The organism is Aeromonas sp. Y318-3, from assembly GCF_027706185.1.
GTDB classification, from domain to species: Bacteria; Pseudomonadota; Gammaproteobacteria; order Enterobacterales; family Aeromonadaceae; genus Aeromonas; species Aeromonas veronii.
In genome coordinates, this window is record NZ_JAPDCN010000002.1 from 397,357 (window position 1) to 412,353 (window position 14,997).

The 14,997-nt window shown below is 59.3% G+C and carries 10 protein-coding genes; 6 read left to right on the forward strand and 4 right to left on the reverse strand.

Annotated features, from left to right (window positions below):
- Nucleotides 1-127: 127 nt before the first annotated feature.
- The 3 genes from OKB77_RS04330 to OKB77_RS04340 form a co-directional block, all read right to left on the reverse strand.
- Nucleotides 128-1,249: an alkene reductase gene (locus OKB77_RS04330; protein WP_111900571.1), complete on the reverse strand. Its 1,122-nt coding sequence runs from the start codon at nt 1,247-1,249 to the stop codon at nt 128-130.
- A gap of 195 nt (nt 1,250-1,444) precedes the next feature.
- The gene (locus tag OKB77_RS04335; protein WP_064338218.1) at nt 1,445-2,980 is read right to left on the reverse strand and encodes a TerC family protein; all 1,536 of its coding nucleotides are present in this window, start codon (nt 2,978-2,980) and stop codon (nt 1,445-1,447) included.
- A gap of 300 nt (nt 2,981-3,280) precedes the next feature.
- Nucleotides 3,281-4,207 (reverse strand): cation diffusion facilitator family transporter, encoded by a 927-nt coding sequence (locus tag OKB77_RS04340; protein WP_005361338.1) that lies wholly within the window; start codon nt 4,205-4,207, stop codon nt 3,281-3,283.
- Nucleotides 4,208-4,374: 167 nt separating this feature from the next.
- On the opposite strand from OKB77_RS04340, the gene ydiJ reads away from it, so the two are divergent.
- The 6 genes from ydiJ (at nt 4,375) to OKB77_RS04370 (ending at nt 13,380) form a co-directional block, all read left to right on the forward strand.
- Entirely contained in the window at nt 4,375-7,446 is a 3,072-nt protein-coding gene (ydiJ, locus tag OKB77_RS04345) for a D-2-hydroxyglutarate dehydrogenase YdiJ (RefSeq protein WP_190973229.1), read from the forward strand.
- A complete protein-coding gene (locus OKB77_RS04350; RefSeq protein WP_129503821.1) occupies nt 7,446-7,934 on the forward strand; it encodes a hypothetical protein in 489 nt (162 codons plus the stop codon). Before ydiJ ends, OKB77_RS04350 begins: the two co-directional genes overlap by 1 nt.
- 168 nt (nt 7,935-8,102) lie before the next feature.
- Entirely contained in the window at nt 8,103-8,564 is a 462-nt protein-coding gene (locus OKB77_RS04355; RefSeq protein ID WP_005352771.1) for a hotdog fold thioesterase, read from the forward strand.
- 180 nt (nt 8,565-8,744) lie between these two features.
- The gene (locus tag OKB77_RS04360; protein WP_005337260.1) at nt 8,745-10,646 is read left to right on the forward strand and encodes a DEAD/DEAH box helicase; all 1,902 of its coding nucleotides are present in this window, start codon (nt 8,745-8,747) and stop codon (nt 10,644-10,646) included.
- Between the two features lie 333 nt (nt 10,647-10,979).
- Complete coding sequence (locus OKB77_RS04365) at nt 10,980-11,462, forward strand: molybdopterin-binding oxidoreductase (RefSeq protein WP_270816981.1); 483 nt, start codon at nt 10,980-10,982, stop codon at nt 11,460-11,462.
- A gap of 1 nt (nt 11,463) precedes the next feature.
- Nucleotides 11,464-13,380: a putative bifunctional diguanylate cyclase/phosphodiesterase gene (locus OKB77_RS04370; RefSeq protein ID WP_270817007.1), complete on the forward strand. Its 1,917-nt coding sequence runs from the start codon at nt 11,464-11,466 to the stop codon at nt 13,378-13,380.
- A 134-nt stretch (nt 13,381-13,514) separates the two neighbouring features.
- On the opposite strand, the gene OKB77_RS04375 is transcribed toward OKB77_RS04370, so the two are convergent.
- Nucleotides 13,515-14,837, reverse strand: coding sequence for a Na+/H+ antiporter family protein (locus OKB77_RS04375; RefSeq protein WP_270816982.1), 1,323 nt, complete (start codon nt 14,835-14,837; stop codon nt 13,515-13,517).
- Nucleotides 14,838-14,997: the final 160 nt, after the last annotated feature.

Below are 14,997 nucleotides of genomic sequence, written 5' to 3' on the forward strand. Positions count from 1 at the left end.
AGGGGAGATAACAACGAGATCATTGCAACAGTGATTCGGTCAGTCATATCACTGTTGCTAATGCGCAACAATACGGCAGGCCCCAACCAGTGGGGCCTGCGTTACGTGGCCGGTTGGCCATTGGTAATCAGCGGCTGGCTGCTGCGTCATCGGCCTGATAGACGGGGTAGTCGGTCAGCCCTTTTTCGCCGCCGCCAAACAGGGTGGCCGGATCGTGGGGGGCCAGCGGATAGCCGTGGCGCAGCCGGTTCGGCAGATCCGGGTTGGCAACGAAGGGACGGCCAAAGCCAATCATGTCGGCCCAGCCCGCTTCGAGGGCGGCGCGTGCCCGCTCGCCATCATATTTACCGGCGTAGATCAGGGTGTTGGGGAAGGCATCCCGCAGACCCTGCTTGAAGTTCTCCGGCATCAGGGGGGCATCGTCCCAGTCCGCTTCGGCAATATGCAGGTAGACCACGTTGAGCTGGCCCAGCAGACGGGCGGCCGCCAGATAGGTCTCCTGCGGGTTGGCATCGACTGTGCCGTTGAGGGTGGTGAGCGGCGCAAGACGCACCCCGACACGTTCGGCCCCGATTTCGCTACTTACCGCCTCGGTCACCTCTTTGAGAAAGCGCAGCCGGTTTTCCAGCGATCCGCCATAACTATCGGTGCGGGCGTTGGATTCGGAGTCGAGGAACTGGTTGATCAGATAACCGTTGGCGGCGTGTAACTCGATGCCGTCAAAACCGGCGCTGATGGCGTTGCGAGCCGCCTGACGGAACTGGCCTACCACCGCATGGATATCGGCTTGAGTCATGGCGCGCGGAGTGACGGTCTCGACAAAGCCCGGCGCATCGCTGCCGTTATCGACGAACACTTTGACGCCCACTGCGGGCAGGGCTGAAGCGGAGATGGGCTGGGCGCCGCCGATGTTATCCGGATGGGTGACGCGGCCCACGTGCCAGAGCTGGGCGAAGATGGTGCCCCCCTTGGCGTGCACGGCATCGGTCACCAGTTTCCAGCCAGCGATCTGCTCGGCGCTGTAGATCCCCGGCGTCCAGGCATAGCCCTTGCCCATGGGGTCGATTTGGGTGCCTTCGCTGATGATCAGGCCCGCCTCGGCGCGCTGGGCGTAGTAGCTCGCCATCATGGCGTTGGCCACATCACCCGGCTGACTGGCACGGGAGCGGGTCATGGGGGGCATGACGATGCGATTGGCAAGGTGCAGCTGGCCGAGGCGCAGCGGGCAGAACAGGTGATCGTGGCTCATCTTGAGTTCCTCATGGTGGAAGTGAGGCCACTTTATGCCGCCATCTTGTTGTGAAAAAGGGGGGTAATTGCACAAGAGAATTGTGCTTGATGCAGCAATCAGTGCAAACCGTCGGGAAAGAGGCGTTGAGGCATAAAGTTGAAGCATAAAAAAGAGGGCCGTCTGGCCCTCTTCTGTATTCTGCTGGTGGCAGGCTCAAGCCGTGGCGGGCATCACTTTCACCCGCTCGATACGCCGCTCGCTCACCTCGATCACCTCGAAGTTGAGCTGCTGCAGTTGCAACTGCTGACCCGGGGTGGGCAGAGTGCCGAAGTGGGAGAGCAGCATGCCCGCCAGGGTCACGTATTCATCGCTCTCGCTTACCAGCCCCTCGTGCTCCAGCACCTGCTCCACATGGTGGATGTTGGTGCTGCCGTTGATCAGCCACCCTTCGCCATCGCGCACGATATCCGGGGTTTCGTCCTCATCCGGCAGCTCGCCGACGATGGCCTCCAGCAGATCGTGGGTGGTGACCAGCCCCTGGATCACGCCAAACTCGTCGGAGACCAGAATAAGGCTCCCCTTGGCTTTGCGCAGCTCCGCCAACAGACGGATCACGTTGATGGTTTGCGGCACGATAATGGGGTCGTTCTGCTTGGCCAGTTCACTTAAAGATTGCCCTTCGTTCAAGGCAAACAGCAGGTCCCGCGCCTTGACCACTCCGATCACCTCGTCCAGATCCCCGTCACAGATAGGGAACAGGCTGTGGGGCTCGCGCTGCAGCAGGGCGCGGATCTCGTCGCTGGAGTCGTTGATATCGATCCAGGCCATCTCCGAGCGCGGGGTCATGATGGTGCGAATGGAGCGCTCGGCCAGCGACAGTACGCCGGTCACCATATAGCGCTCCTCCTCGCCAAAGCTGAGCGGCTCGGCAGGTGCGGCATCCAGATCGTCATCCGGCTGATCCTGATAGGCCTTGCTGCCCATCAATTTGAAGATGGCGGCGGTGGTGCGCTCGCGCAGCGGTTGCTTGGATTCGTGACGCATGGCGCTGCGCTGGGCCAGTTGGTTGAAAAACTCGATCAGCACCGAGAAGCCGATGGCTGCATAGAGGTAACCCTTCGGAATATGGAAGCCGAATCCTTCCGCCACCAGGCTGAAGCCGATCATCAGCAGGAAGCTCAGACAGAGCACCACCACAGTGGGGTGGGCGTTGACGAAACGGGTCAGCGGTTTGGAGGCGAGCACCATCACCACCATGGCGATGGTCACGGCGGCCATCATCACGCCCAGGTGTTCCACCATGCCGACGGCAGTGATGATGGAGTCGAGCGAGAAGACCGCATCGAGCACCAGAATTTGGGCGATCACCACGCCGAAGCTGGCGTAGGCGCCGACCGGGCCATCATCCTGGGGCTTGGCTTCCAGCCGCTCATGTAGCTCGGAGGTGGCCTTGAACAGCAGGAACAGGCCGCCCCCCATCAGGATCAGGTCCCGACCGGAGAAGGGGTGATCCCACAGGTGCAAAATCGGGGTGGTCAGGGTGACCAGCCATGACATGACGCTCAAGAGCCCAAGTCGCATCAGCAGGGCCAGCGACAGGCCGATGACGCGTGCCTTGTCCCGCTGGGCGGGGGGCAGTTTTTTCACCAGAATGGCGATAAAGACCAGGTTGTCGATCCCCAGCACAATTTCCAGAATGATCAGGGTAAACAGACCGATCCAGATATGGGGATCCAGCAGCAATTCCATTGTGACGACCTCAATAAAAACAGACAGAGCAAACAGTGATCACGGCGCACGATGGCCGCAGTAACAGCAAGGCAAAGGTGTTATTCAGAGGCGCTGATTAAGCAGAAAAAGATAGGCTTTGACAGAGAGAGACGAAGGGCAACTTCGGGGATTGTCCATGATGGGCAATAAAACCTCGGGTGAAAAATGAGCCCTGATGATAGCGGCTGGCGCCAATTTGGCAAGAGCAGCGTCAGCGAGGCGTGATGGGGTTGTGATGCGACAGGGGAGGCGGCGGTGCCGCGCTCCCCCGTGCGGTCGTTACAACCAGCGCTTTTCGCGGGTGAAACAGACCGAGAGCCAGGCATCGCCCAGGGTGTCGCCAAGGCGAGACCAGAGCTCCTGGCGCAGGGCATCCTGACGTTCGACGGGCCACTCCTGACCCGGCGCCACCAGAATGTTCAATTCCAGATCGAAGCGGCGACCGCTCTTGGCCAGATGGCTGTAGCACTCGATGCCGTGGCGCTGGCGCAGCGCCTCGATCTCCTGCTCGACTTGCCGTGGCACATCTCCCTTGGGGGCGATCTTCAACACTTCCCGCAGGTTGCGACCGAGCACCTTGATGGGAATGAGGGTGGCACAGAGGGCCAGTAGCGAGACCAGCACCGGGTCTATGTAGCGGTTGTATTGGCCGTAGCCGATGGCATCGAGGCCGATGGCGACCACGAAACCGATAAGCAGGGTGGCGCTGAGCAGGGTATCCACCAGCCACTCCTTGGAGTCGACCCGCACCAGCTCGGAGTCTACCTGCTCGGCGACCTGGGCTTCGATGCGATAGATGATGGCGCAGAAGAAGGTGGAGACGGCGGCATAGATGAGGGCGTGGCCGAGATCGATCTCCCGTCCGCCATCCAGCAGGGTGGTGATGCCGCTATAGAGAGCGCCAAGGCAGAGCAGCAGAATAATGGTGCCATTGATGACGTTGGTGATGGGCTCGAAGTGGGCGTAGCCATACTGGAAGCGCGCATCGGAAGGGCGGGTAACGAGATAGGCGGTAACAAGACCGAGGCCTGTCATGCCCATGCTGAACAGGGTGAAGATACCATCGAGCATGATGGCGTTGGAACCGACGAAGAGGCCGTAGCCGATGCCGAAGATGGCAAAGGTGATACAACCGAACAGCGACAGGGTAAGCGCCTGTTTTTCGGTGGTGACCAGCGTACTGATAACATGGCTGTGGTGAGCCATAAAAGTCCTCCTTTCAAATGGTGAATATTGCCAAGCGCAAGCGGTTTTCTAGCTGATATACTGCCCGCTCACATGTGAGCGGACTGGCCTGACTGCCATTGACAGGCGGCTGGCCAGTCGTTGTCGCCGGCGTGCCGGCATCAAGCAAAGGATGGGAACAAGGATTCATGATCCCGAGACTCGATTACCAGGACAGTTTGTCACCCACAACCCTGCAGTTTCTTGAGTTGCTAGAGCGCAGCGCATTTCGTGGTGATATCGAAAAGTCTTATGCAAGCCGGTTGGCGATGGCGACGGATAACAGCGTCTATCAGGTAGTACCTCAGGCGGTTCTCTATCCGCGCAGTGCGGACGACATAGCAGCAATGCTCAAGCTGGCCGCAGAGCCGGCGTTCGCCTCCCTGAGTTTTTTCCCTCGTGGTGGCGGTACCGGCACCAATGGTCAGTCATTGGGCGGCGGCATTATCGTCGATCTCTCCCGTTATATGAACCAGATCATGGAAATTAATCTGGATGAGGGGTGGGTGCGCGCCCAGGCCGGGGTGGTGAAAGACCAGCTCAACGTCTATCTCAAGCCCCACGGCTACTTCTTCTCGCCGGATCTCTCCACCTCCAACCGCGCCACCTTAGGGGGCATGATCAACACCGACGCCTCGGGGCAGGGGTCGCTGGTCTACGGCAAAACCTCGGATCACGTGCTGGGGCTCAAAGCGGTGCTGGAGAACGGCGACCTGATGGCCACCGAGCCGCTGACCGGTGAGCGACTGGCCGACAAGCTGGCGCTGGAGAATCGCGAAGGGGAGATCTATCGCACCCTCTATCGCATCGGCAAGGAGCGCCGCGCCGACATCGAGGCGACTTTCCCCAAGCTCAACCGCTTTCTGACCGGTTACGATCTCAAGCACCTCTATCAACCCGATACCGACACGCTGGATGTGAGCCGGGTGCTGTGCGGCTCGGAAGGATCCTTGGGCTTTATTACCGAAGCCAAACTCAACATCACCCCCATCCCGCGCTACCGCACCCTGGTCAACGTCAAGTACGACAGCTTCCCCTCCGCCCTGCGCAATGCCCCCTTTATGGTGCAGGCGCAGGCTCTCTCGGTAGAGACGGTGGACTCCCGGGTGCTCGGGCTGGCTCGCGCCGACATCATCTGGCATTCGGTGAAAGAACTTATTCAGGATGTGCCCGGCAAGGATCTGCAGGGACTCAACATCGTCGAGTTTGCCGATACCGACGAGGCGGAACACAAGGCCAAGGTGGCAGAGCTCTGCCGTCGTATCGACGACCTGCTGGCCAAGGGGGAGGCGGGGATCATCGGCTATCAGGTGTGTGACCACCTGCCGAGCATCGAAACCATCTACACCATGCGCAAGAAGTCGGTGGGGCTGCTGGGCAACGCCGAAGGGCGCAAGAAGCCAGTGGCCTTCACTGAAGACACCGCCGTGCCGCCCGAATCCCTGGCCGATTTCATCATGGAGTTTCGCGCTCTGCTGGATGCCCACGGCCTCGACTACGGCATGTTTGGCCACGTCGATGCCGGTGTGCTGCATGTGCGTCCGGCGCTGGATTTGTGCGATCCCGAGCAGGAGGTGCTGCTGCGCCGCATCTCCGATCAGGTGGTGGCGTTGACCGCCAAATATGGCGGTCTGATGTGGGGCGAGCATGGCAAGGGCTTTCGCTCCGAATACAGCCCCGCCTTTTTTGGCGAGCTGTGGGAAGAGCTGCAGCGGGTCAAGGGGGTATTCGACCCTGCCAACCGCATCAACCCGGGCAAGATCTGCATCCCCTACGGTAGCGGCGCCGAGCTGGTGTCGGTGGATGGCCCCAAGCGCGGCAAGTATGACCGCCAGATCCCGCTCGCGGTGCGCACCAGCTACACCCGCGCCATGGATTGCAACGGCAATGGTCTCTGCTTCACCTTCGAGACCGACTCCCCCATGTGCCCCTCGGTCAAGATCAGCCGTGATCGCCGCCACTCCCCCAAAGGGCGGGCGGGTCTGATGCGTGAATGGTTGCGTCAGCTGGCGGAGCAGGGCTTTGACCCGCTGGCGGAAGAGGTGGCGCTGCAATCCGGTGGTGTGCGCTTCAAACAGCTGGTGGACAAGGTGCGCAACAGCTGGGCCAAACAGCGCGGCGAGTATGATTTCTCCCACGAGGTGATGGAGGCGATGGCGGGCTGTCTGGCCTGCAAGGCGTGCACCAGCCAGTGCCCGATCAAGGTGGATGTGCCCGATTTTCGCGCCCGCTTTATGCAGCTTTATCACGGCCGCTACCTGCGCGCCCCCAAGGATTACTTCGTCGGCACGGTGGAGAGCTATGCGCCGCTGCTTGCCAAGGCGCCGAAGCTGGTCAACTTCTTCCTCGAAAAAGAGTGGGCCCAGAAGGCGACCGAGAAGAGCATCGGCATGGTCGATGTGCCGCTGCTCTCGGTGCCGACCCTGGCCGAGAGCCTGCACGATAACCGCGCCCGCTATTTTGATCTGCCGGGTCTGGAGCGGATGAGTGCCGAGCAGCGCAAGCAGGTGGTGCTCATCGTGCAGGACCCCTTCACCAGCTATTACGACGCCCCCGTGGTGCGCGACCTGGTGAAACTCGCCAGCAAGCTCGGCTTCCAGCCCTACTTGCTGCCCTTTAAACCCAACGGTAAACCCCAGCATATCAAGGGGTTCCTGCGGGCCTTTGCCCGCACCGCCGCCAACAGCGCCCAGTTCCTCAACAAGGTGGCGGCGCTTGGCATTCCCATGGTGGGGGTGGATCCGGCCATGGTGCTTTGCTATCGCGATGAGTATGCCAAGGCGCTGGGGTCGGCCCGCGGTGATTTTCAGGTGTTGTTGCCGCAGGAGTGGCTGCTCTCGCTGCCGGTAGATCAGTTGCCTGCTCGAATCGACAAGACCAAGAGCGAGGAGGGGAGCGAGCCCTGGTATCTCTTTGCCCACTGCACCGAGAAGACCGCCAAGCCCTCCACTCACGGTGACTGGAGCACCCTGTTTGGCCGCTTCGGGGCCAGTTTGCAGCCGGTCTCTGTGGGGTGTTGCGGTATGGCGGGCACCTATGGTCACGATGTCAAACTGGTGGAGAACTCCAAGGGCATTTATGGGTTGAGCTGGGCTGACCCGCTCGCCCGTCTACCCAAAGCGCGCTGTCTGGCGACCGGCTATTCGTGCCGTAGTCAGGTCAAGCGGATGGAGGGGGAAAAGCTCAAACATCCATTGCAAGCCCTGCTGGAGCTGCTCTGATGCTGACGTTCCCCAAGCGGTTTCGGGTGCCGAAGGCCTATCGGCATCCACGTTTCTTGCTGTTACCCGCCACTCCCGCTCAGGCGGTGGTGGAGTTTGTCGCCATGTTGCGCGAGCGCGAGCAGCTCCATCAGCTGTTTCGCCCGCATGATCTCTGGCCCTCCGCCAACTTCAGCCTGAGCCAGCACGAAGGGGATCTGGAGTGGCAGCAGTCGGAGTTTCTGGCCAAGCGCTCCTTTGCCTATGGCCTCTGGAGCCCGGATCGGGAGCCGCAATTCTGGGGCGGGGTTTATCTTTACCCCTCGGTGTTGCCTGAGGTAGCGGTGGAGCTCTTCTTCTGGAAGGTGGCCGAGGCGCCCATCACGGATGAGGAGCTGGAGATTCAGCTGCGCGAGTGGCTCGCCAGGGTGTGGCAGTGGCCAGCCCCCCGCTTGCCGGGGCGAGATGTGCCTTGGTCCGAGTGGCCCGGCGTTACCTACCCCTGGTGACATCCCGCTTAAGGGCATGATTGTGTAACACGCAGCTCCGGGTCGGGGCTGCGTTGTTAACACGTCACCTGGTAACCAACAACTCATATAACCGAACCATTTTGCCGATGGAGGGAGTTTCACTCATATCGGTACGCATTCATCGCTTACATAAGGAGTCTGCTCGCAATGAGTCACGATATTGCGCCCATCTGGCGTAAACCCATGAGTCTGGAGGGGCTCAACGCCACCTCTCGCAACACCCTGATGGCCCATCTCGATATCGTCTACACGGCTTTTGGCGCCGATTGGCTTGAAGCGACCATGCCGGTGGATCATCGCACTCACCAGCCCCTTGGCATGCTGCATGGCGGCGCATCCGTGGTGCTGGCGGAAACCTTGGGATCGATTGCCGCCAATATGGCGGTCGGGCCAGATAGCTACTGTGTGGGGTTGGAGGTGAATGCCAACCATCTGCGAGCCAAGCGGGAAGGGGTGGTGACCGGGCGTTGCACGCCGCTTCATCTGGGAGCAACAACCCAGGTGTGGCAGATTGAAATTCGGGACGAACGTGAACGTTTATTGTGCACCAGCCGACTGACCATGGCGGTGCTCAAACACAAGCGGGGCAAGGACTCCAGCGAGGAGTGATCTGCAATAACGCACTATGAGTGCAAAATAAGCAAGCCATACTCGCCAGATCCCTCTATAATTGCCAACGTCTTGAGAGGCTTATCACATTTTTCAAGACAGCAGAACAAAGTGGCGCTATAATCGCCGCCTTTTTGCTATTCCGCGGTGTTAGCCGCCTGCCTTAATCTGGAAGAATCTATGTCTGATACCGAACAACTGCCCCTTTTTAGTGAGCTTGGACTGGCCGCGCCTGTATTGAAAGCGCTGCAGGACGTGGGCTATGAGCGCCCGTCACCAATCCAGGCCGCAGCAATTCCCCACCTGATGGCGGGACACGATCTGCTGGGGCAGGCGCAAACCGGTACAGGGAAGACCGCTGCTTTTGCCTTGCCTCTGTTGTCTCGTCTGGAAGCTGGTAACCGCAACACCCAGATCCTGGTGCTGGCGCCTACCCGCGAACTGGCGCTGCAAGTGGCTGAAGCGTGCCAACGCTACGCCCACCACATGCCCGATTTCCACGTACTGCCCATCTACGGCGGTGCCTCCTACGAAACCCAGACCCGCGCTCTGCGTCGCGGTGCCCAGGTTGTCGTTGGTACTCCGGGCCGCGTGATGGACCTGATCCGTCGCAAGAACCTGGACCTCTCCGGCCTGAAAGCTCTGGTACTGGACGAAGCTGATGAAATGCTGCGTATGGGCTTCATCGACGACGTTGACTGGATCATGGAGCAGTGCCCGAGCACTCGTCAGGTTGCCCTGTTCTCTGCCACCATGCCGGAGCAGATCCGTCGCGTGGCCCAGAAGCACCTGAAGCAGCCCAAAGAGATCAAGATCGCCTCCAAGACTGCTACCGCGACCACTATTCGCCAGCGCTACTGGCAAGTGACCGGTCTGCACAAGCTGGACGCCATGACCCGTCTGCTGGAAGTGGAATCCTACGAAGCCCTGCTGGTATTCGTACGTACCAAGAACGCTGCCGAAGAGCTGGCTGGCAAGCTGGCCGCCCGTGGTCACGCCTGTGAAGCGCTGCACGGCGACATCCCGCAGAAACTGCGTGAGCGTACCGTCGACAAGCTGCGTCAGGGCCAGCTGGACATCCTGATCGCCACCGACGTTGTCGCCCGTGGTCTGGACGTTGAGCGTATCACTCACGTAGTGAACTACGACATTCCGTACGACACCGAATCTTACGTTCACCGTATCGGTCGTACCGGTCGTGCCGGTCGTAAAGGCGAAGCCATCCTGTTCGTTGCTCCGCGCGAGCGTCGCATGCTGCGCGCCATCGAGCACGCAACCCGTCAGGCCATCGAGCCGATGAAGATGCCGAGCACCGAGGACATCAACCAGCATCGTCTGGCCAAGTTCAAGGAGCGCATCCGCGAAACCATGATGGGTGAAGAGCTCGAGATCTACCACAATCTGGTAAACGAGCTGATCGAAGAGGATTCTGCCGATCCGCTGGAGCTGGCTGCCGCACTGGCCAAGCTGGTACAGGGTGACCAACCGCTGCTGCTGGATGACTCCATTCCGGATCCGCTGCTGAATGCTGGCAACGATCGTGGTGGCTTCGAGCGCCGTGACTTCAACGACCGTGGCGGTCGTGACTTCGGTGACCGTGGTGATCGTCCTGCCCGTCGGATGCCGTCCCTGGAGCCGCGTCCGCTGAAAGACAACCCGGACGTGGAGATGGAGCGCTATCGCGTAGACGTGGGTGCCCATCACGGCGTCAAGCCGGGCCAGATCGTGGGCGCCATCGCCAACGAAGCGAACATCGAGAGCCGCTTCATTGGCAACATCGACATCGCTGATGACTTCTCCACCGTCGATCTGCCGAAAGGCATGACCGCCGATGTACTGGAAGTGATCAAGAAAGCCCGTGTTTGCCAGCGTCCGCTGCAAATCACTCGCTACACCGAAGTGCCGGCCGGTGGCAACACCAGCAGCCGTCCGCCCCGTGGTGATCGTCCGTTCCGTGGCGACCGTCCTTTCAACAAGGATCGCCGTCCCCAGGGTGACCGTCCGTTCAACAAGAGCGGGGAGCGCCGTGAAGGTGGCTTCAACAAAGATCGCAAATTCGGTGGCAAGCGTCGCGAAAGCTGATTGCTGATCCCGTTATGAAGAAGGCCGCTCATTGAGCGGCCTTTTTTTGTATCTGCGATAGGGACTGTACCGTCAGTTTGCCTGTGTGGGGGTCATATTTCTGTTCCACAACTCAGGTCGTGAGCCAAAGGGACATGAATATTTTCCGATGCAGTTGTGACATTCGGAGCCTGGATGCCATGCTTTTGGTGGCATTCGGGTACAGCCTGATGCTGGTTGCCTGATGTGGTGAGCTGGTTGCAGCAACATTGTTTTGCATTGTGACTCTGCCGTTGTCATGTGGGTGAGTAGAGTGAAACCAATAAAACAAACAGTACGATACGGAGGTCTATCATGGGTGGATGGCTTGGCAGGATGCTGCTGTTATCCGGCTGTCTCGTTTCTGGCATGGTATTGGCTGATGATCCCTTCCTCAAGATCAAGGGGGATGGCTGTTGCCATGGTAAAGGGGAGATCGTGTTGACCCGGGCCGAGTTTGAGGCCTTACCTCAGACAGAGGTCAAGACCCAGACCCCCTGGACCGAGGGGGATCACACCTATCGTGGCGTGCTGCTGCGAGATCTGGTCAAGATGTATGGTCTCAAGAGTGGGGAGGTCAAGGCGGTCGCCATCAATGACTACTGGGCGGCTGTGCCGCTGGAAGATGGAGATAAATATGCGGTACTGCTGGCCGAGAAGCAGGATGGCAAGGTGTTGACCCTGCGCAACAAGGGGCCGCTCTGGATCATCTATCCCCTCTCTGATCACCCGGAGCTGAACAAGGAGCTCTATCACAGCCGGATGGTGTGGCAACTGACGGCGATTGAGAGCAAATAAGATGCTGCGCGGCAAGTTTCTGAGCTTGATCCTGATGGTGACTGCCTTTTTGGGGGTCGCCATCTGGTCGGTCTGGAACTATGACCGTGCTTTTAATGCTGTGACCCGCTATACCCAACTCTCCGCCTGGGCGTTGGCGCAGCTGGAGCTGGAAATCCGTGGCTTTGATGAGGCGCTCTCTCTCTATCGCACCGGTTCGACCAGTCAGAAAGAGATGAACAAGCGTTTTGATATTGCCTGGAACCGCCTCGATGTCTTCCTGCACGGTGAAGAGGCAAAGCAGGTCCGAGCTCGCTTTGGTGCTGAACAAGCGGTAGGGAAGATCATGGCCCTGTTCGAGAAGTATGAGCAGGTCGTGGTCAGTGGAGAGCGAGATTCGAAAGAACTTGCTCGTTTCGCCGAGGAGTTGGCTCGGGATCTGGCTGCCATCCGCGATGTGATGGTGAAAAATTTCACCGGCCCATCCGCTATTGCCCAGCGGCAGGTACTCAACTCGTCGCGTATCCAAAACTTCTTCATTCTGGCTTTCTTGATGTTGGCGACCGTGGTGATGCTGCTGATGCTGTTTCGCGAAGTGCGCCACCAGCACTTTCTGGCGTGGAATGATGCGCTAACCCGCTTGCCAAACCGGGCCTCCTTGATCAAACACCTCAAGCAGCTGACGGGACATAAAGGGGGGCGCAGCAGCGTGACCGTCTGTCTGGTGGATCTTGGCCATTTCAGGGAGGTAAATGACAGCCTGGGCTACGAGGTGGGGGATGCATTGCTGACGCAACTGGCCGAGCGGATCCGCGCGGTATCGGTTGACGGTCTCTTTGCCGCCCGAACCGGTAGCGATGAGTTTGCCATCATTATTTCCGGCGTTATGCCCACCTATTTGCGCTTTCCATTTCTGGAGCAGCTGCGTAACGAACTTGCCGGGCTCGCCTTGGCGACTGATCCCGCCCACCGGGTGCGGGTCTTTATGGGGGTCAGCCAGTACGTGCGACCGGTACACACGCCGGAGGAGATGCTGCTGTTTGCCGATATCGCCCTCGACAGTGCCAAGCGCAAGCGGCTGAATCGTTACGTGGTTTTCTCCAGCAGCATGTATCAGCACTATCTGCGCAACCGCCGTTTGTCGACCGAGTTGCGCGAGCTGATCCAGCACCACAGCAATTTGCAATTGAGCCTCTACTATCAGCCCATTGTCCGTGGTCAAGGTAGGGTGCGACTGGGGGCTGAGGTACTGATCCGCTGGAATCACCCGGAGTACGGGTTTATTCCGCCCCTCGATATCATCTCGCTGGCGGAAGATAACGGGCTGGGGGAGGCGCTCGGGTTATGGATCTTCCGGCGCTTGCAACATGATCTCGCCACTTTCCCGAGCGACTTGATTGAACCGCTGGAGATCTCGGTCAACCTCTCGAGTTCCATGTTCACTATGGGGTTGGCAGCCCAGCTGGATGAGAACATGAGAGAGGGGCCGCTAAGCCTGCAACAGCTGATCGTCGAGCTGACCGAAACGATTGCTCTGGATGATATCGAGCTGAGCAAGCAGATCATCGATACCCTGCGTCAGATCGGAGTGCGGGTTGCCCTCGATGATTTCGGCACCGGCTGGTCATCGTTCTCCTACTTGCGGGAACTCTATTTCGACAAGCTCAAAATCGACCGCTCATTTATCACGGCCATCGACAATGACACCCGTCAGGCGCTGTTCGTCGAGGCGATCACCAGCCTCTCTCATCAACTCGGTGTGCGGGTGGTGGCGGAAGGGGTGGAAAACAATGATGAGCTGAAGGCGGTGTTGAGCATCGGCGTGGATGAAATTCAGGGCTATTTCTACTCCAGGCCCTTGCCACTACAGGACTTTCTGCTGTTCTGCCATCGCTACTTTATCAATCGGAGCATCATGCAGGAGGTGGCGCTTGGTTAGCGAGCGGTGCCTTTTCACCGTTACCACAAGCTACCGTGCTGTTGTTTATCTAGCCGAATAAATAAAGAAGGCGACCATCTGGTCGCCTTCTTGTTTTGCATTGTGATGTGCAGAGGTCGCAGCCCGAGGGGCTATCAGAGCACCATGGCGGCAATCCAGCCGAAGATCACCAGCGGGATGTTGTAGTGAATAAAGGTGGGCACCACGCTGTCCCAGATATGGTCGTGCTGACCATCTGCGTTGAGGCCGGAGGTGGGGCCCAGCGTCGAGTCGGAGGCCGGTGAACCCGCATCCCCTAGCGCGCCAGCGGTACCGACCAAGGCGATGATCGCCATCGGTGAGAAGCCAAGCTGCAGGCAGAGCGGCACATAGATGGTGGCGATGATGGGCACGGTGGAGAAGGAAGAACCGATCCCCATGGTGATGAGCAGACCCACCAGCAGCATCAGGAAGGCGGCGATGCCTTTGTGCTGGCCGATGCCTGAGGCAACCACCTGAACCAGAGAGTCGACCCCGTGGGTTGCCTTCATCACCGCGGCAAAACCGGCGGCGGAGATCATGATGAAGCCGATCAGCGACATCATCCGCACCCCCTGAGTGAAGGCATCTTGGCTTTCGCGAAACTTGATGACGCCGCCGCAGGTGAAGATGACAAAACCGGCCAGTGCACCCAGTACGATGCTGTTGGTCATCAGTTGCAGCCCCAGCGCCACGCCAATGGCCAGCAGAGCCACCCAGATGTGGGTAAGGTTGAGCTCGACCGCTTCGGGCTCGGCATCCAGGATCTTGGCCAGATCGTACTGGCGCGGTTTGCGATAGCTGATGAATACCGCAATCAGCAGGCCCAGTACCATACCGGCGACCGGAATGGCCATCGCCAGCGGGATCTGGCTGGTGGTGATGGGCACGCCGTTATCAATCAGGTTCTTGGCCAGAATGTTGTTCAGGAAGATGCCACCAAAGCCGACCGGCAGCACCATATAGGTAGCTGTCAGGCCAAAGGTGATGACACAGGCCACCTGACGACGGTCGATCTGCATCTGCGCCATCACATGCAGCAGCGGCGGGATCAGGATGGGAATAAAGGCGATGTGAACCGGGATCAGGTTCTGGGAGGAGATCGCCACGGCCAGCACGGAAGAGAGCAGCAGGGTTTTGACCCACATGATGCGGGTCGAGCTGGCATCCTTGCCCAACTGGTTGATCACCTTGCGGGCCAGCAGGTCGGTGATCCCGGAGCGGGAGATGGCAACCGCAAAGGCGCCCAGCATGGCGTAGGAGAGGGCAATCTCGGCGCCACCGCCCAGGCCACCACTGAAGGTGCTGAGGGTATCGGTCAACGACAGCCCACCGACCAGGCCGCCAGCTATGGCCCCCAGCGCCAGGGAGACCACCACATTGATCCGCAGCAGACTGAGCACCAGCATCAGCCCGACTGCGATAACAACTGGATTCATTTGATTTCCTTATAGTTTGTTATTGCTGTCTGTCATGTGAAGGGGAGTTAGTTTGCGAAAAATGTGACAAATGTCGAGTAAAAAATCAGTCAAACCCCTTATATCGCAGCAACATGTGGCACAAGGTTGCTCAACATGAGGGTTTGTGACCTGTTTGTCT

Bases quoted from the DNA above. Each gene is read 5' to 3' on its own strand.
- OKB77_RS04330 (WP_111900571.1), bottom strand. From the start codon at position 1,249: ATGAGCCACGATCACCTGTTCTGCCCGCTGCGCCTCGGCCAGCTGCAC.
- OKB77_RS04335 (WP_064338218.1), bottom strand. From the start codon at position 2,980: ATGGAATTGCTGCTGGATCCCCATATCTGGATCGGTCTGTTTACCCTG.
- OKB77_RS04340 (WP_005361338.1), bottom strand. From the start codon at position 4,207: ATGGCTCACCACAGCCATGTTATCAGTACGCTGGTCACCACCGAAAAA.
- ydiJ (WP_190973229.1), top strand. From the start codon at position 4,375: ATGATCCCGAGACTCGATTACCAGGACAGTTTGTCACCCACAACCCTG.
- OKB77_RS04350 (WP_129503821.1), top strand. From the start codon at position 7,446: ATGCTGACGTTCCCCAAGCGGTTTCGGGTGCCGAAGGCCTATCGGCAT.
- OKB77_RS04355 (WP_005352771.1), top strand. From the start codon at position 8,103: ATGAGTCACGATATTGCGCCCATCTGGCGTAAACCCATGAGTCTGGAG.
- OKB77_RS04360 (WP_005337260.1), top strand. From the start codon at position 8,745: ATGTCTGATACCGAACAACTGCCCCTTTTTAGTGAGCTTGGACTGGCC.
- OKB77_RS04365 (WP_270816981.1), top strand. From the start codon at position 10,980: ATGGGTGGATGGCTTGGCAGGATGCTGCTGTTATCCGGCTGTCTCGTT.
- OKB77_RS04370 (WP_270817007.1), top strand. From the start codon at position 11,464: ATGCTGCGCGGCAAGTTTCTGAGCTTGATCCTGATGGTGACTGCCTTT.
- OKB77_RS04375 (WP_270816982.1), bottom strand. From the start codon at position 14,837: ATGAATCCAGTTGTTATCGCAGTCGGGCTGATGCTGGTGCTCAGTCTG.